This is a genomic window from Dyella sp. OK584, from assembly GCF_057787755.1.
Genome location: NZ_CM173542.1, coordinates 2,012,832 through 2,035,333, shown reverse-complemented (window position 1 = coordinate 2,035,333; position 22,502 = coordinate 2,012,832). Strand labels below are relative to the sequence as shown.

Here is a 22,502-nt window from a genome sequence, read left to right as displayed (position 1 = left end):
TTGGGCGGGGAGGCACGACATGAACACGCAAGGCATCACCCGGCAGTTACTCGCAGCAGCAATTTTCACCGCACTGGCGATGGGCTCAGCCCATGCGCAGGACGCCACACAACCACAAACCCAGACGCAGTCTTCGGGCCCCGCTCCAACTGAGCAGCCGAAGGAAGCGAGCGCCAAGACTCTCGATCAGGTCGTGGTCACTGGTGCCGCCACCGCAGGCGGCATCAAGAAGATCGACGCGAGCTACTCCATCGTCAGCGTCAACGCCGAGGAGATCAAACAGGCCAATCCCAAGAGCACGGCCGACCTGCTTAAGGTATCGCCGGGCATGTGGCCCGAATCCACCGGCGGCCAGACCGGCGCGAACATCGAAATCGCCGGCTTCCCGGGCGGTGGCGACGCGCCGTTCTTCACCACGCAGATGATGGGTTCGCCACTGTATGGCATGCCCACGCTGTCGTTCTTCGAAACCACCTCGATCTTCCGCCTGGACGACACCGTCGAGCGCGCAGAAATCCTGCAGGGCGGTCCGTCGGTGGTGTATGGCGATGGCCAGATGGGTGCCACTGCCAACTTCATCCTCAAGCAGGGTACCGACGTCCCCAGCGGCAGCGTCGGCGTCACATACGGCAATGAGGGCCTATGGCGCACGGACGCATTTCTTGGCTTCCCGCTTGGCAACAAGTGGTACGGCAGCGTCGGTGGCTTCTATCGTGATTCGGACGGCGTGCGCAGCCCCGGCTATCCGGCGGACAAGGGTGGCCAGTTCACCGCCACGATCTCCCACGACATGGATAACGGCTCGCTGGTGTTCTATGCGCGCCAGCTCAACGACCGCAACCAGTTCATCACGCCGATCCCGTTGCTGCAGCAGGGAAGCGACAACTTCAGCGCCTACCCTGGTTTCGATCCGCTGACCGATACGTACAACAGCAAGTACCTCCAACACGTGAACCTGCCCGGCTATCCGGGCGGCGGCACCAGCGCCAATCTGGCGAACGGCCGCGGCGCGAAATTCAGCTTCTTCGGGATGAATTTCGACTACGATCTGGGCGACGGCTGGAACCTTTCGGACAAGTTCCTGATCGACGGCGGCGATGTCGATACCAACGCACTGTTCTCCGGCACCAACCCGGCCAGCCTCAACGATGAGCTGTACAACCTTGGCACCGACTTCGGCGGCTTCAAGCTCCCCGCTGGCTCAGCCACGGCCACCTACGTCAACGGTGGCGGCGCGGTGGACCCGAACCAGAGCGTGATCCATCAGGGCTGGTGGTTCATCCACAAGCACCTGAAGAACATCAACAACGATTTCCGCATCAGCAAGGAATTGTTCGAAGGCAATACGCTGACCGCTGGTCTCTACCTCGCCCACTACACCGACGACGACGAGTGGAACCTGGGCAACCAGATGCTGATGACCAACACGCCGAATGCGCGGCCGATCAAGGTCAGCTACGTTGATGGCGGCCAGACCAAGCAGCTCACCGACTACCAGGGCTTCCTCGATTACGGTGGCTACAACATCACCGAGAACGGCGAATCGACCAACAAGGCGTTCTATCTGTCCGACTCGTGGCGTATCGACCGCTGGCTGTTCGATCTGTCTGCGCGCGTGGAGAACCAGGACTCCACTTTGCACGTGTGCAACCTGACCAACCAGAACCTGGACGGCAACAATCTCACGGTCTATGACAACGCCGTACCGGTGTGCAACGGTACATTCGCCACCACCAAGTACGACAAGACACACACCTCGTGGACGTTCGGCGTGAACTATGAGATCGCCGACAACATGTCCGTGTACTTCCGCGCCAACAAGGGTGCGCACTTCGGCGACTTCGACAACGCCCTGCGTGGCAATACCACTGGCAACACGCCGCCACTGCAGAAGATCCAGAACTTCGAAGGCGGCTTCAAGTACCAGTCCAAGTACCTGTACGGCGACATCAGCGTCTACCATCGCCAGTTCAACGGCTTGCCGTATCAGCCGACGGATGGCGCCGGCGTGCCGGTGGGTTCGCCGCTGCTGTATGGCTCGGACTCCAAGGGTATCAATCTGGTCGGTGCGGTCACTCCCATCGATCACCTGAAGCTGCAGCTGGTGGCCAACTACCTCGACGGCCACTACTCGCACTACTCGGCCTGCATCCCCTATGTGAACCAGGTGACCGGCAACGGCTGCGCCTTCATCGACGGTGTACAGCTGCAACGCCAGCCGAAGCACCGCTACATGTTCACGCCGAGCTACGACATGCCGTTCTCGTGGGGCGACATCCTGGCCTTCGTCACCTACACCTACGTTGGTCCGCATACCCAGGACCAATCGGGCCTGCAGCAGTTGGGCACCTACTACACACTGGACTTCGGTATCGTCGCCGACATCCAGAAGAATTGGGAGTTGCGACTGCAGGGCACCAACGTGACCAACCAGCTGGGTCTGACCGAGAGCAACTCGCGCATCTTCGGTTCGGCCGCCGGTGCAGGCGGTGTCATTCTGGCCCGCCCACTGGAAGGTCGTGAGGTGAATTTCTCGGTCAAGTACAAGTTCTAAGAGAGCACTTCCCTCGACTGTTCCGGGCCGCCAGTAGCGCGGCGGCCCGGAACCTTTTTTGGGCCTGGTGAAATGAGGTGGGAATGAACCGGTACCGCATGATCGTCGCACTGGTGACGATTTACATGGTCTTCGCGATCCTGCTCAACAGCGTGGGCACGGTGATCCTGCAGTCCATTCACACGTTCGGCATCGACAAGCCACAGGCCAGTCTGCTGGAACTGTTCAAGGATTTGCCGATCGCCATCACGTCGTTTCTGGTGGCTTCGTTCCTGCCCAAGCTCGGCTATCGCCGCGCGATGATGCTCGCGCTGGTCATCGTGGGCAGCGCATGCGTGCTGATGCCGCTCTATCCCAGTTTCCACACCACCGAACTTCTGTTCACTTGCGTTGGCGTGTCGTTCGCGCTGGCCAAAGTGGCCGTCTATTCCTCCATCGGCCTGCTCACCCGTGACAAAGCCGAGCACGGTCGTCTCACCAACACGATCGAAGGCCTGTTCATGCTTGGCGTGCTGGCCAGCGGCTGGCTGTTCAGCGCGTTCATCGATCACACCGATCCGGCGAGCCCGTCGTGGTTCAACGTGTATTGGGTGCTCGCTGCGCTGTGCTTTGGCACCGTGGCGTTGCTGGCGGGCTCAGAGCTGGACGAGTCGGCCACGCATGGCGGCACGGCATCGTCGTTCGGTGAGGCGTTGCGCCAGATGTACCGGCTGCTGATGCGCACGCTGGTGTATGTGTTCCTGCTCTCGGCCTTTCTCTATGTGCTGATCGAGCAGAGCTTCAGCACCTGGCTGCCCACGTTCAACAATGAGATTCTCAAACTGCCCAATGCGATGAGCATCCAGATGGCGAGCATCCTCGCTGGTGCCACCGCGCTGGGTCGCATTCTCGCCGGCCAGCTGCTGCGCCGCGTGCATTGGCATACGCTGCTGAACCTGTGTGTGGTCGGCATGGGCGCACTGATCCTGCTGGTGCTGCCGTTGGCCCGCCATGCCACGGTAAGCGCGGACGTGGGCTGGCTCAATGCTCCGCTCGCAGCGTATCTGATCCCCCTGATCGGTTTGCTGATGGCGCCGATCTACCCGGTAATCAATTCGGTGGCGCTCAGCTCGCTGCCCAAACCCGCACATGCATCGATGACGGGACTGATTGTGATCTTCTCCGCGCTCGGTGGCACGCTGGGATCGCGCATCACCGCGCTGGTGTTCTCCAGCTTCGGCGGCATCCATGCTTTCTATTTCTCGCTGGTGCCGATGACCCTGGTGCTGGTGACGCTGTTCTTCTTCAAGCGCGAAACCGACCGCGCTGGCGTCGCCGAGCCCATGCCGGCCGCCCTTTCCGCCGAATGACTTGCCCACCCCGGGTCGGATACCCGGGCCCGCTCCAAGGAGTTGCCATGTCTGTTCGCCGTCGTTGCCTCGCTGCACTGCTGCTTGGCGCTGTCATCTTCACGCCGCCGCTGTTTGCCAAGGGCGGCCCCAGCTTCGTGCTCACCGGCACCGGCGAGCATTTCGGCAGCTATTTCCCGAGCTATCTGGCCAATGGCTATTTCTCCACCATGACTGCACCGCGCGGCACCGAGCCCACGCGCGGCTACATGGTGGCGACCATGGATTACGCGAAGGACGATATCGCGCGCCCCGCCGCCATCCCCGGCTGGAACGAGATCGACTACAACCCTGGCGGCGGCTGGCTCAACTCCACACGCCTGGGCAAGGAGATCTTCACTGACTACAGCCAGACGCTGGACATGTACGACGCGACGCTGAGCACACGCTATCGCTTCGCTTACGCCAACAAATCCACCGACGTCGAGGTCACCACCTTCGTCAGCCAGGACGCCGGGCATCTCGCCGCCACGCGGCTCACCATCACGCCCCAGTTCGATGGCAGCGTGCAGCTCACCTTTCCCATCCGGCTGTGGGCCGAGTACCAGCCGCGCTTACCCATCGCGAAGATGACGGGCGACGAGATGATCGCGGCTGTAATCGCCAGCGGCCAGACGCTCGACAACAAGCCGATCCCGACGCCGGACCGCGCCGCTGTGTGGTATCCGGGCGTAGTACGTATCCAATCCAGCGGTGGTGACACCAAGACGCTGACGCTGTGGTGGGACGGTCGCGCCGAACAGGGTGTGGCGGTGGCGCAGGCGGCAGCCATCGAATTGCCCAAGGGCCTCGACGTCGAGGACGTGCAGCTCGAGAAAACGTCGAACAAGCTCTCGCTGAACCTCAAGGCGCGGCTGCACAAAGGCCAGCGCTACACCTTCACCAAGTACATCGCAGCTTCGCGTGAAGGCTGGGGCGGTGATGCGCAGGCCGATATGGTGCTGGCGAAGGCGGCACGCCAGACCGGGTTCGATGCGCTGCTGGCGAAGCATCAGGCGGCGTGGCACGCGCTATGGAAGTCGGACATCCGCATCGATGGCGACGCCGATGTGCAGAAGGCCGTGCACTCGGACCTCTATTACCTGCTGTCCAACACCACGGTGGGCACCAGCTGGCCGATGGGCGCCTGTGCACTTACGCCGGGCTATGCGGGTCACGCGTTCTGGGATAGTGACTCGTGGGTATTCCCCGCCCTGCTGCTGCTCCACCCGGACCGCGCCAAGCCCATCGTAATGTTTCGCCATCGCACCATGGGTCCGGCACAGGATCGCGCCAAGCAGTTCGGCGTGAAAGGCACCATGTATCCGTGGGAATCCGATCCGGAAACCGGCAAGGACTACACCCCTCACTTTGCCTACGAGGTGTACCGCGAGATTCACGTCAACGCCGACATCGCCATCGCGCAGTGGCAGTACTACCTCGCGACCGGCGACGACGCCTGGCTGAAGCAGTACGGCTGGCCGGTGATTGAGCAGGTCGCCACGTTCTGGGCGAGCCGCGTCACCTACGACCAGGCACACGACCGCTACGAGATCCATCACGTCACCTCGCCGGACGAGGCGTACAACGACGTGCCGAATGACTCCTTCACCAATGCCGCCGCACAGAAGGCGTTGCGTATCGCGGTGAAGGCCGCGACGAAGGTCGGCGCGAAGGCCGATCCGCAGTGGGCAATCATCGCGGACAAGATGACTATCCCGTTCGATGAAAAAGCACAGCGCCATCTCGACTTCGACGCCTCGGTGCCGCACGACAAGATCACCTGGATGGGTTCGTCGCTGGCGTGGCTGATGTATCCGAACCTGGACCTGCCGATGTCACCGCAGATACGTCGCAATGACTTCGACTTCCAGCTGCACGAGCTGAAGGAGCATGGCGACGATCCCAACGAGATGATGATGGTGATGCTCGCGGTGGGCGCCTCTGAACTGGGCGACGCGAAAGCCGCCGGTGAGTGGATCCAGCGCAACCTGGTCGGCTTTCTGAAGGCGCCATTCAATGTGCGCACGGAAACCGTGGCGAACAACGCTGGCTACATCCTCGCGACGTCGGCAGGTTTCGTGCAGAGCTTTGTGTACGGGTTCAGTGGCCTGCGTATCGATGACGATGGCCTCACCGCGGCCTATGCACCGTCGCTGCCGGCCGAGTGGAAATCACTGCAATTGAAGGGCATCCATTTCCGCGGCAAGCAGTACGACATCACAGTCGAGCACGGCGCCGACGGCAAGGCCAAGCTCACCCGCAAAGCGCTGTAGGGTATCTCGAATAATTCGTTGTCCAGCGCCTCGCCGGCATGATGAGCAAAGAGAGGTTCTCGATGCGTATCGAATAAAGTGGACTGACGCAGGGTTATCCGGCCATGCTGCCCGCGCAGTGGCGCGCCATGACGCTGAAGATTGTTCGCTTTCGTGGCGAGCGCATCGACATCACGGTGGGCAGGGACGCCCAAGGCAAACCACGCTTCACTCGCCGGCCTTCAACCACACTGACCCCATCCGACCACGCCTCGATCAGGGAGCAGACATGAGCAGCCGATTCCGCTTGTCCCATCGCCAAACTTCGTCGGTGCCGATGAGCAGCGTTCATTCCTTTCCATTGACCCGCCGGTGCATCATCGCGCTGGCGCTGGCGTGCGCGATGGCCACCACATCGTTCGCAGCCACTCCCGCAGCAACGCCCGATCCCGCCAAAACGCGCGCCTATATCGACAAGGCCTGGACCACGTTGACGCGTTCCCAGGATGACTGCGCCTCGCTCGCCGATACCAAGGTGGACAGCCATCCGGTGCTCTACGTGCCGGCGCAGCAGGAAGTACCACCCGACGTCGCGGAGATCGGCAAACGCTGCGGCGTCGACGTGCGCACACTTCCGCGCGGGATCAATCAACTCGGCGACATCGATGCCACCAAGCTGCCGCAACAAGGGCTGCTCTATCTACCCAAGCCCTACGTGGTGCCCGGCGGCTTTTTCAACGAGATGTACGGCTGGGACAGCTACTTCATCGTGCTGGGTTTGGTTGCGGATCATCGCACCGAGCTGGCGAAGAACATGGTCGACAACGCGCTGTTCGAAGTGGAGAACTACGGCGGCGTGCTCAATGCCAACCGCACGTATTACCTCAGCCGGTCGCAGCCGCCGTTCCTCAGCGCCATGATGGTTGCGGTACTCAATGATCCCGCCAGCTTCCCCGACGCTGATGCGCGGCGTACGTGGCTTACGCACGCGTATCCCCTGGTCGTGCGCAACTACGAGATATGGATGCGCCCCGAGCACCGCGCTGGCGACACCGGTCTTTCCCGCTACTACGACCTTGGCAGCGGGCCTGTACTGGAAGCACGCGACAGCGAGTACTACCGCGGCGTGATCCGCTGGTTGCGCGCGCATTCCTTCGAGGACCCGGGCTATCTGCTCAAGGCCTCCGAACATCCGGATGATGCCGAGGCGGCGCGACTCAAGGAGACGAGCTGCGACGTGCGCGCCTCGAAGGTTTGCGAAGGCGCCTGGGTCAATGGCTATCGCCTCACCGCCGACTACTTCCACGGCGATCGCGCCATGCGCGAGTCGGGCTTCGACACCAACTCGCATTTCGGACCGTTCGGCGGCTCCACCCACCACTACGCACCGGTGGATCTCAACAGCCTGCTCTACCGCTACGAGCTCGACCTGCGCGACCTGGCCATGCAACTGGACAAAGGCGCCGATGCCGACCGCTGGGCACAGGCCGCGGTGGCACGCAGGCATGCGATGGACAAATACCTCTGGCAACCCAAGTCGGGCATGTATCGCGACTACGACTTCGTGGCGCGCAAGCCCTCGCCCTACCCCTACGTCACCACGTTCTATCCGCTGTGGGCCGGCACGGCCACCGGCCAGCAGGCCGCTGCGGTGCGCGCCAAGCTGGCGGTGTTCGAGCGCAAGGGCGGCCTGAGCATGGATAACCGGCCTGCGGGCGTGCAGTGGGGCGACCCGTTCGGCTGGGCGCCTACCAATTGGCTGGCGGTATCCGGCCTTGATGCCTACGGCTTCCATGACGATGCGCGCCGCATTGCCGGCAAATTCACCGCCACGGTCGACCAGGGCTTTGCGGACGACGGCACCATCCGCGAGAAATACAACATGGCGCTGGGCAACGCCGACGTGAAGGTGAGTGCCGGCTACAGCGAGAACGTGGTCGGCTTCGGCTGGACCAATGGCGTGTACCTGAAGTTGCACGGGGTACTGGACAACCCGGTGAAGCAACCTGTGCCCAGCGACGAGCCGGCCACCTCGGGGAGCACTCCGTGACCCGAGACCGCGTCAGCCTGGCAGGCGCCAGGTTCATCCTCGGCCTCGTGCCGCTCCTGGCCTTGGGCATCATCCTGCCGGACAGCACCGTCCTGGCGCAGGAGACCCAACCCACCGTCGGCCCAGACAGCGGCGTTCACGCCGGTGACATCGCCATACCCTATTCCACGCTCGCCTCACCTGAAGCCCGCGCCTTCTTCCCGAAGATGCTCGCCGCGGAGAGCAAGGCGCCGCCACCGAACGCACCCATCGAGCAGAGCCGCGCCTTCTACGACCGCATGAACAGCGACCGTGCCGCGCGCATGGGAAAGCGCTACGCGGTGAAGACTCACCGCGAAACGATCGCCGGCGTCGGCGCGGACGTGGTGGAACCCGCCCAGGGCATCTCGCCCGAGAACCACGACCGCGTGCTGATCAACCTGCACGGGGGGGCGTTCCTGTGGGGTGCGCACAGTGGCGCCCTGGTGGAAGCAATCCCGATCGCCAGCCTGGGCCGTATCAGGGTGATCAGCGTGGACTACCGCCAGGGGCCGGAACACATCTTTCCCGCCGCCAGCGAGGACGTGGAGGCGGTCTATCGCGAGCTGCTCAAGCGATACAAGCCGGCCAATGTCGGCATCTATGGCTGCTCGGCGGGCGGGGTGCTTACCGGCGAGGCGGTCGCCCGGCTGATCGCCCACAAGCTGCCCGTACCGGGTGCCATCGGCACTTTCTGCGGCTCGCTGGTGAACATGGAGGGTGATTCGGTCTACATGGCCCCGCTGCTGAACGGCGACCCGGTGCCGGCCCACCCACTCAGGCTGAACGACCTGCCCTACTTCAAGGGGGCCAGCACCGCCGATCCCATGGTGTTCCCCGGCCTGTCGCCCGCCCTGCTCGCGGACTTCCCGCCGACCCTGCTGATCACCGGCACGCGGGATATGGCCATGAGTTCGGTGATCCAGAGCTACGCCCTGCTACGCCAGGCCGGGGTGGAAACCGAGCTGCACGTATGGGACGGCATGTGGCATTCGTTCTTTTCCGACCCGGAACTGCCCGAATCGCAGGCGGCCTATGCGGTGATCGTGAAATTCTTCGACCGCCACCTGGGCCGGCACTGAGCCGATGTCAACGCGACGATCAGCCTTTGCCCCCCGGGAGGGTGACGGTTATCCTAGTGGCGACTTCAGCGCATCGTGACGACATGAGCCAACAGACCGTTCTGGTCATCGACGACGAACGCGACATCCGCGAACTTCTCACCATCACCCTCGGCCGCATGGATTTGCTGGTCGATGCGGTGGGCACCGTAACGGAAGCACGGCGCGCCCTCGCCGAACGGCACTACGATCTGTGCTTCACCGACATGCGCCTGCCGGACGGCACCGGCCATGAGCTGGTCGAGCTCATTTCGGCGGAGCATCCGGATACGCCGGTGGCGATGATCACCGCGTATGGCAACGTCGATGCCGCCGTCAACGCACTCAAGGCCGGCGCCTTCGATTTCGTCTCCAAGCCCGTCGACATTCAGATGCTGCGGCGCCTGGTGCGTACGGCGCTGCGGCTCGCCGAGGAAAAGCGCAGCGGCCAGGCCACCGCCAAGCCCGACGGCAACGAACGTCTTATCGGCGACTCGTCGGCCATGCAGCAGGTGCGTGCCACGATCGGCAAGCTCGCGCGCAACCAGGCACCGGTGTACATCGCCGGCGAATCGGGCGTGGGCAAGGAACTGGTCGCCCGCCTCATCCACGAACAAGGCCCGCGTGCCACGGGCCCCTTTGTGCCGGTCAATTGCGGCGCGATTCCGTCCGAGCTGATGGAAAGCGAGTTCTTCGGCCATCGCAAGGGCAGCTTTACCGGTGCGATGGGCGACAAGGAAGGCCTGTTCCAGGCAGCCCACGGCGGCACGCTGTTCCTCGACGAAGTGGCCGAACTGCCGCTGCACATGCAAGTGAAGCTGCTGCGCGCGATCCAGGAAAAGGCCGTGCGCCCCATCGGCGCCCGCGAAGAAGTGCCGGTGGATGTGCGCATCCTCTCCGCTACGCACAAGAATCTCGCCGCGCTGGTGGAACAAGGCCAGTTCCGCCAGGACCTGTTCTATCGCATCAACGTGATCGAACTGCACGTGCCGCCGTTGCGCGAGCGTCGCGGTGACGTGCCGCTGTTGTCCAACTTCGTGCTGCGTCAGCTGGCTGCGAAGAGCGGTGGTGCGCCGGGTCAACTGCTGCCCGCCGCACAGCAGGCGCTGGAGGTTTACGACTTCCCGGGCAACGTGCGCGAGCTGGAGAACATTCTCGAGCGCGCCATGGCGATGTGCGATGGCGACCAGATCGATGTGAGCGATCTCATGCTGCCGCAGCGCACGCCGCGCGCGCAGGCCGAACCGGTGGCTGCTGCGCCCAATGGCGGCATGCCTCCTGTGGCTGCGCCGGCGCCCGTCGCAGCACCAACGGCCAATGGCGGGCTGGACGACTACATCAGCAACCTTGAGCGCACAGCGATCATCAAGGCGCTGGAGGAGTCGCGCTACAACAAGACGGCGGCTGCCAAGAAGCTTGGCATCACGTTCCGGGCGCTGCGGTACAAACTGAAGAAGCTGGGTATCGATTGATGCAAAAGGCCGAACGATGTTCGGCCTTTTTGTCTGTTCTCGCGCAACACCACCCTGATGCACTCACGTCGGCTACCTCCCTGTAGGAGCGCACCCTGTGCGCGACCGCGGAGTCCCGAGGTCACCGCTACGCTGGGTGCCCTTGGGGGATAGGTTTGTCGCGCACAGCGTGCGCCCCTACTGGGAGATGTGTCGGCTGTTGGCTTTAGAGCCCGCCTCCTACACCGGCCCCTCCGGCAATTGCGCCGAAGCACTCTCCTCCAACGCCTCTCTTACCGTCCGCAACAGTTTCTGCGTAGAGATCGGCTTGTCGACCAGGTAGAGATGCTCCATCACCGGCAACTCATCCATATCCGGTGGTGCGTCCGGGCGCGCCAGCAGCAACACGGCCCGGCGATAGCCATGGTCGAACAAGGCAGCGAGCGTGCGTACGCCGGTGAACAGGTTCATGTCCGCGTCCAGCACGACCAGATCCGGCACGCCTTGCGCCTCGATCCACTGCAGTGCGGCCGTACCGCTCTGGCTGGCATGCGCCTGGTAGCCCCACGAGTCGAGCGTGTCGACCAGCAGCGATAGCTGGCCCGCTTCTTCCACCACCACCAGCACGCGCTCAGCCTCGCCCTGCAGATCGATCTCCTCCTCCATCTCGATATCCGCCGGCAACTCCACCAGCGGAATGTAGAGATGGAACCGCGTGCCCTGTCCCGGATAACTCTCCACACGCATGACGCCACCATGCGCGGTGACAATGCGCTTGCAGGAAATCAGCCCCAGCCCCGTGCCACTTGCCTTGGTGGTATAGAAAGGCTCGAACATGTGCTGCAGCGCTTCCTCGTCCATGCCCGTGCCGGTATCGGCAACGGTCAGGCACAGGTAGTTGCCTTCCCGCGCCTCCTCATCGGCGAGAAAGAATGTTTTCGGCAATGCGGTCTGCGAGGCCCGGATATGCAGGTTGCCGCCTTCGGGCATGGCCTGGATCGCGTTGAGGCTGAGGTTGAGCAGGCATTGCTGCAACTCGGTGTGGTTGCCGTCGAAGGTAAGCTCGGGATCGTCCGCGCCCATCTCCAGCGTGACATCGCGCGGCACGCTGCCCTGCAACAGCAGACCGAGTGCATCCAGCAGTGCGCCCGCGCGCACCTGTTCGGCGCGACGCGCTCCGCGCGCGAAGGAAAGCATCGACTGCACCATATCCAGGCCGCGCTTTCCGCAATCCCTTACCAGGCGGCCCAGTCGTGCCAGACGGGGATCGGATTGATAATCCTGCAGGCTGTCGCCGGCCAGCAGCAACGGTTGCAGCAGGTTGCGCAGGTCATGACTGAGACCACCCGCCAGCATGGCCAGGCTTTCGAAGCGCTGGGAGCGAATCAGCTCGGTTTCCGCGCGACGACGTGCGCGCTGCGCCTCGGCTTCACGCAGCGCGCGCCGTACGGCAGAGGCGAGGCGCGCCGGATTCTGCTTGAGGATGTAGTCGGTGGCGCCATTGCGCAGTGCCTCGATCGCCGCTTCCTCGCCCAGCGTGGCGGAGACGAAGATGAAGGGAAGATCCTGGTCGCGCTCGCGCAGCAGGTCCAGCGCGCGCTGCCCGGAAAAGCCGGGCATGCTCAAATCAGACAGCACGATATGTGGGTGGAAATCCTCAAGCGCGGTCAGGTAGGAGTCTTCCTCGTCCACCAGGCGCACGTCGTACTCGATCGCATCTGCGTCCAGCTCGGACAACACCAGTTCGGCATCGAGCTGACTGTCCTCGATCTGCAGAACCCGGATTCTGGGAAGTCCCCAATGTTGCCAGTCCGCCATCTGCCACTCCTAGGCGTGTACTGCCTATCTCACGTTTGCTCTGGCGCCTGGTTGAGCACAGCCCAGAACTGCCCCAACGTACGTACCGCCTCGAAGAACTGATCGACGTCGACGGGCTTGATTACGTAAGCATTTGCACCGATGTCCCAGCTGCGCGCCAGATCGCTCTCCTCGCGCGACGAAGACAGTATGACCACCGGCACGCGGCGAAACCTGTCATCCGCACGCATATGCGTGAGCACTTCCAGGCCGCTCATGCGGGGCATCTTGATGTCCAGCAGCACCACCGCGGGGTCGACCGGCTCGCGTCCGGCCCAATCGCCACGGCAGTAAAGATAGTCCAGGCAATCCACGCCGTCCTCGACGTGAACCACAGGATTGGCCAGATTGGCACCGGCAAGCGCGTCCATCGCCATTTCGGCATCAGCGAGGCTGTCCTCGACGAGCAGGATGGTACGAATATCGCGATTGTTCATGGCCGCCTCTGCGCAAAGCTTTCTGCCAGGTCGGAAGATGGCAGGGTGAAGTGGAACCGGGCGCCCTGGCCCGGTTGTGCATCAGCCCAAACGCGACCGCCATGACGCGTGACGATGCGCCGCACGTTTGCCAGGCCAATGCCGTTGCCCGGAAATTCCGAGGCGCGATGCAGCCGCTGGAATACGCCGAACAGCTTGCCGGCATACTGCATGTCGAAGCCCGCGCCATTATCGCTCACCACGAATTCGTAGCTGCCGTCGCGATTGCGCTGCACGTCCACGTCGATGCGCGCCACCTCGCACTTGCCGGTGTACTTCACCGCGTTGCCCAGCAGGTTCTGCCACACCGTGCGCAGCATGTTCTCGTCGCCGATGACGATGGGCAGCGGCGCGATCGACCACACGATGTGCCGCCCGTGCGCATCGGTTTCGGCCAGCGCGCGGGCCTCGTCCGCCAGCGATTGCATGTCTACCGGCTGCAAGCGCAGTGCGCCGCGACCCAGGCGCGAGAACACCAGCAGATCCTCGATCAGCAGCGCCATGCGACGCGAGGCGTCGTTGATCACCTCGATGTAATGACGCGTGCGCTCGTCGGCGCCGTCGCCCAGGTGTTGCTGCAGCTTGCCCGCGAAACCACTGATGTGCCGCAACGGCGCACGCAGATCGTGCGACACCGAGTAGCTGAAGGCTTCCAGCTCGCGATTGACGTCGGACACCTGCTCGATCTTTCCTTCCAGCTGGCGGTTGAGCTCCTTCACCTGCTGCTCGACCAGTGCGCGTGCAGTGACGTCGCTGAGCGTGAGCAGCAACACCGGATCGCCGCCGCCATCCTGCTCCAGGCGGCGGGCATTGATCACCACGTGGCGGTCCACGCCATCCACCGTGCGCTGGATCAGCTCGTAGTCCCACAATTCGCGATCCAGCAGCAGCACGTCATTGAGACGCTGCAACAGGGCGCTGTCGGTCCAGGCGCCGTCGCCGATCTCGGTCAGCGGCATCGACTGGCGAAAATCAGGTGGCAATCCGTAAAGCTCGCCGAAGGCCGCGTTGACCAGCAGCGTGCCCAGGCTCGCATCGAGCAGAGCGATCGGTTCGCGTACCGCCTGCACGATCAGCTGCGAGCGTTGCACGGCCTGCCCTTCGCGTACCTCGGCACGCAGGCGCCGGCTGATTTGCCGTTCGGACACGATGACCACGATGGCCAGCAGCAACACCTGCGCGATGGCTGTGATGCTCAGCGCCAGGCCGCTGTTGAAGGATTCGCGCTTGGCCTCGTCGCGCCTGGTCAGCAACGTGTTGTTCTCGTTGCGCACGATGCCGTCGATGAGATCATCCATCTTGAACAGCGTGCCCGAGTCGCGCATGGCGTCGGCAGCGCCTTCCTGATCGCCGCGTTCGTGGCGGAGGATCGCCTGCCCGGTCAGCGCCAGCCGACCATTGACCACAGAGTTCAGCGAACCGATCAGCGCTTGCTGATCCGGGCTGTCACGCGTCATCTCGCGCAACTGCGAAAGCAGACCCGGCACTTCATGGCTGGCCCGTTCGGCCCGCAGTCGCACCTGCGGATCGAGATCGCCATGGATCAGGCGATAGATGGCCGCCTCACTGTCACGCGTCACATAGGCGATGCGATAGGTGAGCGACTTCACCTCGGAGGAGTGCGTGACGCGCTCGTTGGCCTGGATCGCCTCGTTGGATCCGCTGCGCGTCACCACATAAGGCAAGGCCACGATCACCAGCACCGCAGCCAGCAGCCCACCCAACCGCCAACGCAGGGCCACACGGTCCCTGAGGGCCGGCCGGAGCGTCGTCGCCAATTTCCAGGATGAGCGCAACATGTAGGGCATGTTTGCAGAATCACCCTGGCGATTACTACCTCTCTTAGCGGGCTTTTGCTAAACCTTTAGTAGGAGCTCCCCGATGCAGCGGCCTGGCCACTCATCGAAGACGGCTTGGCGGCAGGTTGCAGCCCCCAGGACCGGTTCGGTTCGGCCTGCATGGTGAAATGCAGCTCTCCGCCGGCAAGAATCTCGCCGTGCCGCAAAAATGCTCGGTCCAGCGGCTTGCCGTTGAGCGTGACCGAGCCGACATACGGGTGGGCATCGTCCAGCGGTGCGGCACTGACGGTGAAGGCCTTGCCGTTGGAAAGGTGCAGCGTGGCGCGGGCAACAAAGGGCCTGCCGATGGCGTATTCGTCGCTGGCAGGCGTCACGGGGTAGAAACCCAGCGCCGAGAACACGTACCAGGCCGACATCTGGCCCAGATCGTCATTGCCGGCCAGGCCGTCGGGACGCGGTGCGTACTGGCTGTCCATGATCTGCTTCAGCCGCTGCTGGGTCTTCCAGGGAGCGCCGGCGTAGTCGTAGAGATAGGCCAGATGATGGCTGGGCTCGTTGCCGTGGGCGTACCAGCCGATCAGGCCGGTGATGTCTTCCACATGCGCGAAGCGGGCGGGGTCCACCTTGGCTTCGAACACGCTGTCCAGCCTGGTCACGAACGCGCCGTCGCCACCCATTGCCTTGATCAGCGCCGCCACATCCTGCGGCACGTACCAGGAGTACTGCCAGGCATTGCCTTCGGTGTAGTCGGTGCCGTAGCCGGCAGCATCGGGATCGAACGGTTCACGGAACGCGCCATCGCTTTTGCGTGCGCGCATGAAACCGGTCTTGGGGTCATACGCGTTGCGCCAGTTGCCCGCACGCTTGTCGAAGGTGGCGGCGATGTCCTTGCGGCCCATGGCCTTGGCCATTTGCGCCAGCGACCAGTCGTCGTAGGCGTATTCGAGCGTCTTGGACGCGCCTTCCGGCTCCTTGTCGATCGGCACGTAGCCGAGCTTCATGTAGTCACCGAGTCCACCGTAGGGTGCGTAGGTGGCGCTTGCCACCATGGCCTTCAGTGCTGCGTCCGCATCGAAGCCGCGCACGCCCTTGATGTAGGCATCGGCAATAACCGGCACGGCGTGGTAGCCGATCATGCACCACGTCTCCAGACCCTGGTACGCCCATACCGGCAGGATGCCGAACGGGCTGGTTTCGCGGGCAGCGATCAGCGAGCGAATGAAGTCGGTGCTGCGCTGAGGCATCAGCAACACCATCAAGGGTTGCTGGGCGCGGTACACGTCCCACAGCGACCAGGTGGAGTGAAATTCGAACTTGCCGTTCTTGTCGGCAGCCTCGTGCACGGCGCCGTCGGGGCCGCGGAACTGGCCGTTCACGTCCATGCTCAGCGTGGGCGAGAGCATCGCGTGGTACAGCGAGGTGTAGAAGCTGGTGAGTTGCTCCTTGGGCGCATCCACGTCGATCACTGCCAACGCTTTGTCCCAATCGGCGCGCGCTTCGGCGCGACGTGCGTCGAAGTCCCAGCCCTGCCCTTCGGCATCGAGGTTGGCGACGGCGCCGGCTTCGCTGACGGACGAGATCGCTACCTTCACCCCCAACGGCTGTTTCAGCGCGCCGAAATCGAATACGCCGACAAGCGCGCGGCCGCTCTGCGCATCGTGATCTTCCGGCTGGTGGCCCGGCCCATTGAAGCCTTTATAAGGCACGTCCGTTTCGCGGCTGTAGAGCGTGCGCGACTGCAGCGGCTGCGAGAAGCGCATGGCGAAACATAGCTCGCGCCCCGGCGCCCAACCGCGCGTAGTACGGCAACCGGTCACCGTACCGTCGTCGTGTACGCGCAAGCTGGACCAAAGCACCTTGCCGGCGTAGTCGTAAATGCTGGGGCGCAGGTCGAGCAGCAGGTGCGCGGGCTTGCCCGCCGGGAACGTGTAGCGATGCCAGCCAATGCGCCGCCCGGCAGTGAGTTCGGCGCGCACGCCGTAATCACTCAACGTCACCGCGTAATAGCCCGCCTGCACCACCTCGCTGTCGTGGCTGAAGCGCGAGCGATACCCGCTGCCCGGTTTGGCCGGGTCGCCCGGCTCCAGCTGGACGCTGCCGGCAATCGGCATCACCAACACGTCGCCCAGATCCGAATGACCCGAGCCGGAGAAGTGCGTGTGGGAGAAACCCAGCAAGCTGCTGTCGCCGTACTGGTAGCCGGCGGCCCACTTATAAGCGTGCTTGAAATCCGGCATCGCCGTGTCGGGCGAGAGCTGGATCATGCCGAACGGCACCGTGGCCCCGGGAAAGGTATGGCCGTCTCCTCCCGTGCCGATACGCGGGTCGACCTCGGCCGAATGACCGCCAGCCGCATGGGCGGGCATGGCCAGAGACAGCGAGATCGTGGCGGCCAGCAGGCCAGGCAGCCATGCGCGGAAGGGCTGACAACTCATGGGAATCCCCCGGGGGTTGAATTTGAATCGTTCTAATTGGCTGAAACTAGCACCGCCGCCAGCGCTGATGCATGCTGCGTCGCGCCATCGATTCTGGTTCCGTCTGACACCTGCGGCGGGTTACCTTTGGATCGTTCCAATTACCCAGGCCCGCGATGGAAAGCCAGACCCCGGTCGGTCGCAAGATCACTCTTAACGACATCGCCGCCGGCTGCGGCGTATCCCGTGCCACGGTATCGCTGGTGCTGCGCGGCAGTCCGCTGGTCAACAAGCTCACGCGCGCCCGGGTGGAAGATGAGCTGCGCCGCCAGGGCTACGTGTACAACCGCGCCGCGGCCAACCTGCGCCGCCGTACCTCCTCCAGCATCGCGCTGGTGGTCAACGAATTGGCCAACCCGTTCTTTGCCGAATTCGCCGCCGGCGTGGACGAAGCGCTGGGCGAAGCCGGCTTTGTCACCTTGCTGGGCAGCACGGGCGAATCGGCAGCGCGCGAGCGGGAAGTACTCGGCTCGCTGATCGAACATGGGCCGGGCGGCATCATCCTCTCGCCCGCCGAAGGCAGCGAGGCTCGTTCGGTGCTCTCGGCCGTAGGCACGCATACGCCGGTGGTGCTGTTCAATCGCGAACTGGGTGGCACGCTGCCCGAATATGCGCACTGGGACCGGCTGATGCTGGACAACCAGCGCGGCGCGCGACTGGCTACGGAGCACCTGATCGCGCAGGGCCATCGACGCATTGCTTTCTTCGGCGGGCACGACGATTCCAGTTCGTGCCGCGAGCGCCATGCGGGTTATGTGCAAGCCATGCAGGCTGCGGGGCTGACCATTGAACCGAGCTGGCGCGTGCAGAGTGCCCTCAAGCGCGTGGACGCCGCACGCTCAGCCCACGCACTGTTCGAAGGCGCAACCGTGCCCACCGCGGCGGTTTGCTACAACGACGTGGTGGCGCTGGGCCTCATGCTCGGCATGCAGCAGCGCGGCCTGAAGCCAGGGCGCGACCTGGCCATTACCGGATTCGACGACATCGCCGAAGCAGCCATGAGCATGCCGTCGCTTACCACGCTGTCCACCGCACCGCGCGCGCGCGGACGCCAGGCGGCCGAACTCATCCTTGCCCGCCTGCGTCAACCCCAGGCGCAGGCAGGCACTGTCATCGCGCCGGTGGAGTTGATGGTGCGCGAAAGCAGTTCTCCCCTTTCCTGACCGACGGAATAACCATGGCCTTCGCAACACCTCCCACTCTGTCGGCAGCCACGCCGCCGGCCGCCGGCAAGGCGCGCTACACCAACTATCCGCTGGCGATGTCGGTAAGCACCACGATCTTTTTCATGTGGGGTTTCCTGACCGTCCTCAACGACATCCTGATCCCGCATCTCAAATCGGTGTTCGAGCTGAACTACGCCCGCGCGATGCTGGTGCAGTTCACCTTCTTCGGTGCGTACTTCCTGATGTCGCTGCCTGCCGGCCGGCTGGTGGCTGCGCTGGGATACAAAAAAGGCATCGTCGCTGGCCTGGCCATTGCCGCTCTGGGGGCATTCGGATTCTGGCCGGCGGCGCTGCTGCATTCCTACGCCGCCTTCCTTGTTGCGCTGTTCGTGCTTGCTACCGGCATCACCGTGCTGCAGGTAGCGGCCAATCCGTATGTCGCGCTGCTGGGTCCCGAGCGCACCAGTTCCAGCCGTCTGACGCTGGCGCAGGCGATGAATTCGCTGGGCACCACACTGGGGCCGTGGTTCGGTGGCCTGCTCATTCTGTCTGCCGTGGCGACTGCCACCGTGTCGCAGGACGTGCGCAAGGCGCCCGAAACCGTGCAACTGGTGCAGACGCTCAACAACGGCGCGCCGGCCCAGGCAGTCGATGCCTTGCAGCACGCGCCCGCCGAACGACTGGTGGCAGCGCTCAACGATGCCGCCGCCAACGCGCTCGATCGCCTGCCTGCCGATGCCGTCGCCGCGAGCCTTGTGCATCTCACACCCGCGCAGCTGGCCGATGTGCTGGACAAACTGCCGGGCGCACCGCTGCTTGCCACGCTCACCACCCAGTCACCCCAGCAGCTCGCTGCATTGCCCGCCGATCGCCTCGCCGGCGCGCTGGACAAGCTGCTCGCCTCACGCCTGGATACCGAACAAACCGCGCAGCTAGGCAACGTGCGCGCCGCCCTGTTGCCTGAAACCGTGCAGCAGCTGCAGAACTTTCGTCAGAAGCAGGCGGAGTTGGTGCAGGTGCCCTACCTCGGCCTGGGCGTGGTGCTGTTGCTGCTAGCCGTTGGCGTGTGGTTGTTCAATCTGCCCGCGCTCGCCGAGTCCACCGAGCAAGCGGACAAAGTGCATCACACACTGATGGATGCGCTGCGCCACCCGCACGTGTTCTTCGGCGTGCTGGCGATCTTCTTCTATGTGGGCGCTGAGGTATCCATCGGCAGCTTTCTGGTGAACTACCTTTCGCTTCCCGAGATCGGCCACATGAGCGAGCAGCAGGCCTCGCACTACGTGTCGCTGTACTGGGGTGGCGCGATGGTGGGGCGCCTGGCGGGTTCCGCGCTGCTGGTGATGATCAACCCGCGCAAGCTGCTGGCGGCATTTGCTGCCGTCGCCAGCCTGCTGGTGCTGACCACCATGCTCACCCACGGCCAAGTGGCAATGACCAGCGTGATCGCCATCGGCCTGTTCAACTCCATCATGTTTCCCACCATCTTCGCGCTTGGCATAGAGCGGATGGGACCGATGACCGGCAAGGCGTCGAGCCTGCTGATCATGGCCATCGTCGGCGGTGCGTTGTTGCCGTTGGCGCAAGGTTTCCTGGCCGATCACTTCGGCATACAGCACGCCTTCGTGCTGCCGATGCTGTGCTACGGCTACATCGTTTTCTATGGCCTGCGCGGTTCACTGATCCGCAACAGCGCCGTATCTGCAGCCACCCCTGAGAACGCTTGATGTCCTCTCGCACCATCCTCTGTTTCGGCGAAGCGCTGATCGATTTCCACAGCGAAGGGAACACCGAACACGGTTTTCCGCGCAGTTTCGTGCCCTTTGCGGGCGGCGCACCCGCCAATGTCGCGGTGGCGGTCGCACGACTGGGTGGCGCCGCCGCGTTTGCCGGCATGCTGGGCAAGGACCTGTTCGGCGACTTTCTGCTCGACAGCCTGCGCCATGCTGGCGTGGATACCACGGGTGTGGCGCGCACCGGCGAAGCGAACACTGCGCTCGCGTTCGTGGCACTCGATGCCCATGGCGAACGCAGCTTCAGCTTTTATCGCCCGCCATCGGCCGACCTGCTGTTCCGCCCCGCACATTTTCGCGAGGCAAGCTTCCGCGAAGCGGCTGTGTTCCACGTCTGCTCCAACAGCATGACCGACCCAGCCCTCGCCGAAACCACACGCGAAGGCATGCGCCGCGCGCGCGATGCTGGTGCGCTGGTGAGCTTCGACCTCAACCTGCGCCCGGCACTGTGGCCGAGTGACGTGCAACCGCGCCCGCTTTTGTGGCCGGCGCTACAACTGGCGGATGTGGTGAAGCTCAGCGCAGAGGAATTCGCCTGGCTCGCCGTGGATGGCGAGGAGGCCGTGCTCGAAAAGCTGTGGGAAGGCCGCGCCCGCCTGCTCGTAGTCACCGATGGCGCCAACGGGTTGCGCTGGTTCCACCCGGATGCCGATGGCGAGCTGCCGGTGTACGCCGTGCCGGCTGTGGATACGACCGCGGCCGGCGACGCCTTCGTGGGTGGCCTGCTCCATCGGCTCGCCGCACTCGATGCCACGCCAGACCGCATCGACCATCTGGTGACCGAACTCCCACGCCTGCACGCCACGCTGCGCTTCGCCTCGGCCTGCGGCGCACTTACTGTGACCCGCCAGGGTTCGTTTACCGCGATGCCGGACGAAACCGAGGTGCTGAGTTTCATGGAGACCTACGCATGACCACGCCCGATTTCCGCAGCGAGGCGTTTCTGCGCGCGCATATCGCACAGACGATGGCGTTCTATCACCCGCGTGCGATCGATCCGGACGGCGGTTTCTTTCACTACTTCAAAGACGACGGCACGATCTACGACCGCAGCCATCGCCACCTGGTAAGCAGCACGCGCTTCGCCTTCAACTACGCCATGGCCGCGCGTGAATTTGGCAACACCGAATATCTCGAAGCCGCACGGCACGGCCTTCGCTACCTGCGCGATGTGCATCGCAATGCCGTCACTGGCGGCTACGCCTGGACCATTCGCGACGGCAAGCCCGAGGACGGCACCAATCATGCCTACGGCGTGGCTTTCGTACTGCTGGCCTATGCGACCGCACGCAAGGCCGGCATCACCGAAGCCGATGCGTGGATGGACGAAACGTGGCAATTGCTCGAACAGCATTACTGGGATGCCGACGCTGGCCTTTACCGCGACGAGGCCGACGAACACTGGAACTTCAGCGGCTATCGCGGCCAGAACGCCAACATGCACATGTGCGAGGCAATGCTGGCCGCCTACCAGGCCAGCGACGAACCACGCTACCTGGAGCGCGCGCTAGCGCTCGCCGATCGCATGACACGCCAGCAGGCAGCCAAGGCTGGCGGGCTGGTGTGGGAGCACTACGACACGCATTGGAACGTGGACTGGGACTATCACCGCGACGATCCCAAACACCTGTTCCGCCCATGGGGTTTCCAGCCGGGTCACCAGACCGAATGGGCCAAGCTGCTGCTGATCATGGAACCGCTGCTGCTCGAACGCGGCCGCGAGGAAAACTGGCTGGCACCGACGGCCATGCTCCTGTTCGACACCGCACTCGCACGCGCCTGGGACAACGAGCATGGCGGTATCTGCTACGGCTTCGCACCTGACGGCAGGGTATGCGACGACGACAAGTATTTCTGGGTGCAGGCCGAGTCACTGGCTGCCGCCGCGTTGCTCCACGCACGCACGGGTCTTGCTGCTTACGACACCTGGTACGAAAAGCTGTGGTCCTATGCGTGGCAGCATTTCATCGACCACCAACACGGCGCCTGGTACCGCATCCTCACTCGCGACAACCGCAAATACGACGACGAGAAAAGCCCAGCCGGCAAGACCGACTATCACACCATGGGCGCCTGCTACGAAGTGATGGAGTTGGTGCGCGAGGGTGGCGTGCCCTGAAGAATCAGCAGCACTCTGAGACT

15 protein-coding genes are annotated in these 22,502 nt (G+C 63.8%); 11 read left to right on the top strand and 4 right to left on the bottom strand.

The features are described 5' to 3' along the window. Positions 1-19: 19 nt before the first annotated feature. The 7 genes from AC3CBN_RS09000 (at position 20) to AC3CBN_RS08970 (ending at position 10,816) form a co-directional block, all read left to right on the top strand. The gene (locus AC3CBN_RS09000) at positions 20-2,554 is read left to right on the top strand and encodes a TonB-dependent receptor (RefSeq protein ID WP_488636461.1); all 2,535 of its coding nucleotides are present in this window, start codon (positions 20-22) and stop codon (positions 2,552-2,554) included. A gap of 83 nt (positions 2,555-2,637) precedes the next feature. After that, positions 2,638-3,903, top strand: coding sequence for an MFS transporter (locus AC3CBN_RS08995; protein ID WP_488636460.1), 1,266 nt, complete (start codon positions 2,638-2,640; stop codon positions 3,901-3,903). A 47-nt stretch (positions 3,904-3,950) separates the two neighbouring features. Continuing rightward, on the top strand, positions 3,951-6,197 hold the full coding sequence (locus AC3CBN_RS08990; RefSeq protein WP_488636459.1) for a glycosyl hydrolase family 95 catalytic domain-containing protein: 2,247 nt from the start codon (positions 3,951-3,953) through the stop codon (positions 6,195-6,197). Between the two features lie 104 nt (positions 6,198-6,301). Then, on the top strand, positions 6,302-6,469 hold the full coding sequence (locus tag AC3CBN_RS08985) for a hypothetical protein (protein ID WP_488636458.1): 168 nt from the start codon (positions 6,302-6,304) through the stop codon (positions 6,467-6,469). Then, the gene (locus AC3CBN_RS08980; RefSeq protein WP_488636457.1) at positions 6,466-8,226 is read left to right on the top strand and encodes a trehalase family glycosidase; all 1,761 of its coding nucleotides are present in this window, start codon (positions 6,466-6,468) and stop codon (positions 8,224-8,226) included. Before AC3CBN_RS08985 ends, AC3CBN_RS08980 begins: the two co-directional genes overlap by 4 nt. Beyond that, on the top strand, positions 8,223-9,326 hold the full coding sequence (locus tag AC3CBN_RS08975) for an alpha/beta hydrolase (protein ID WP_488636456.1): 1,104 nt from the start codon (positions 8,223-8,225) through the stop codon (positions 9,324-9,326). Before AC3CBN_RS08980 ends, AC3CBN_RS08975 begins: the two co-directional genes overlap by 4 nt. Positions 9,327-9,409: 83 nt before the next feature. Continuing rightward, the gene (locus AC3CBN_RS08970) at positions 9,410-10,816 is read left to right on the top strand and encodes a sigma-54-dependent transcriptional regulator (protein ID WP_488636455.1); all 1,407 of its coding nucleotides are present in this window, start codon (positions 9,410-9,412) and stop codon (positions 10,814-10,816) included. 219 nt (positions 10,817-11,035) lie between these two features. Here AC3CBN_RS08970 and AC3CBN_RS08965 read toward each other — a convergent pair whose 3' ends face one another. From AC3CBN_RS08965 to AC3CBN_RS08950, 4 genes are all read right to left on the bottom strand, one after another. Next, positions 11,036-12,613, bottom strand: coding sequence for a sensor histidine kinase (locus AC3CBN_RS08965; RefSeq protein ID WP_488636454.1), 1,578 nt, complete (start codon positions 12,611-12,613; stop codon positions 11,036-11,038). A 29-nt stretch (positions 12,614-12,642) separates the two neighbouring features. Then, on the bottom strand, positions 12,643-13,089 hold the full coding sequence (locus AC3CBN_RS08960; protein WP_488636453.1) for a response regulator: 447 nt from the start codon (positions 13,087-13,089) through the stop codon (positions 12,643-12,645). After that, the gene (locus tag AC3CBN_RS08955; RefSeq protein WP_488636452.1) at positions 13,086-14,927 is read right to left on the bottom strand and encodes a sensor histidine kinase; all 1,842 of its coding nucleotides are present in this window, start codon (positions 14,925-14,927) and stop codon (positions 13,086-13,088) included. The genes AC3CBN_RS08960 and AC3CBN_RS08955 overlap by 4 nt, the downstream gene beginning before the upstream one ends. Before the next feature lie 65 nt (positions 14,928-14,992). Further along, entirely contained in the window at positions 14,993-17,362 is a 2,370-nt protein-coding gene (locus AC3CBN_RS08950) for a GH92 family glycosyl hydrolase (RefSeq protein WP_488636451.1), read from the bottom strand. 155 nt (positions 17,363-17,517) lie between these two features. Between AC3CBN_RS08950 and AC3CBN_RS08945 the strand changes: the two genes are divergently transcribed. The 4 genes from AC3CBN_RS08945 to AC3CBN_RS08930 are packed head-to-tail and all read left to right on the top strand — an operon-like array spanning position 17,518 to position 22,479. After that, the gene (locus AC3CBN_RS08945) at positions 17,518-18,564 is read left to right on the top strand and encodes a LacI family DNA-binding transcriptional regulator (RefSeq protein ID WP_488636450.1); all 1,047 of its coding nucleotides are present in this window, start codon (positions 17,518-17,520) and stop codon (positions 18,562-18,564) included. Between the two features lie 14 nt (positions 18,565-18,578). Beyond that, complete coding sequence (locus AC3CBN_RS08940; RefSeq protein ID WP_488636449.1) at positions 18,579-20,294, top strand: sugar MFS transporter; 1,716 nt, start codon at positions 18,579-18,581, stop codon at positions 20,292-20,294. After that, on the top strand, positions 20,294-21,274 hold the full coding sequence (locus AC3CBN_RS08935; RefSeq protein ID WP_488636448.1) for a carbohydrate kinase family protein: 981 nt from the start codon (positions 20,294-20,296) through the stop codon (positions 21,272-21,274). Before AC3CBN_RS08940 ends, AC3CBN_RS08935 begins: the two co-directional genes overlap by 1 nt. After that, positions 21,271-22,479: an AGE family epimerase/isomerase gene (locus AC3CBN_RS08930; protein WP_488636447.1), complete on the top strand. Its 1,209-nt coding sequence runs from the start codon at positions 21,271-21,273 to the stop codon at positions 22,477-22,479. The genes AC3CBN_RS08935 and AC3CBN_RS08930 overlap by 4 nt, the downstream gene beginning before the upstream one ends. The last annotated feature ends 23 nt before the right edge of the window (positions 22,480-22,502 follow it).

Excerpts from the sequence above, each read along its gene's own strand:
- AC3CBN_RS09000 (WP_488636461.1), top strand. The coding sequence starts at position 20 with ATGAACACGCAAGGCATCACCCGGCAGTTACTCGCAGCAGCAATTTTC.
- AC3CBN_RS08995 (WP_488636460.1), top strand. The coding sequence starts at position 2,638 with ATGAACCGGTACCGCATGATCGTCGCACTGGTGACGATTTACATGGTC.
- AC3CBN_RS08990 (WP_488636459.1), top strand. The coding sequence starts at position 3,951 with ATGTCTGTTCGCCGTCGTTGCCTCGCTGCACTGCTGCTTGGCGCTGTC.
- AC3CBN_RS08985 (WP_488636458.1), top strand. The coding sequence starts at position 6,302 with ATGCTGCCCGCGCAGTGGCGCGCCATGACGCTGAAGATTGTTCGCTTT.
- AC3CBN_RS08980 (WP_488636457.1), top strand. The coding sequence starts at position 6,466 with ATGAGCAGCCGATTCCGCTTGTCCCATCGCCAAACTTCGTCGGTGCCG.
- AC3CBN_RS08970 (WP_488636455.1), top strand. The coding sequence starts at position 9,410 with ATGAGCCAACAGACCGTTCTGGTCATCGACGACGAACGCGACATCCGC.
- AC3CBN_RS08965 (WP_488636454.1), bottom strand. The coding sequence starts at position 12,613 with ATGGCGGACTGGCAACATTGGGGACTTCCCAGAATCCGGGTTCTGCAG.
- AC3CBN_RS08960 (WP_488636453.1), bottom strand. The coding sequence starts at position 13,089 with ATGAACAATCGCGATATTCGTACCATCCTGCTCGTCGAGGACAGCCTC.
- AC3CBN_RS08955 (WP_488636452.1), bottom strand. The coding sequence starts at position 14,927 with ATGTTGCGCTCATCCTGGAAATTGGCGACGACGCTCCGGCCGGCCCTC.
- AC3CBN_RS08950 (WP_488636451.1), bottom strand. The coding sequence starts at position 17,362 with ATGAGTTGTCAGCCCTTCCGCGCATGGCTGCCTGGCCTGCTGGCCGCC.
- AC3CBN_RS08945 (WP_488636450.1), top strand. The coding sequence starts at position 17,518 with ATGGAAAGCCAGACCCCGGTCGGTCGCAAGATCACTCTTAACGACATC.
- AC3CBN_RS08940 (WP_488636449.1), top strand. The coding sequence starts at position 18,579 with ATGGCCTTCGCAACACCTCCCACTCTGTCGGCAGCCACGCCGCCGGCC.
- AC3CBN_RS08935 (WP_488636448.1), top strand. The coding sequence starts at position 20,294 with ATGTCCTCTCGCACCATCCTCTGTTTCGGCGAAGCGCTGATCGATTTC.
- AC3CBN_RS08930 (WP_488636447.1), top strand. The coding sequence starts at position 21,271 with ATGACCACGCCCGATTTCCGCAGCGAGGCGTTTCTGCGCGCGCATATC.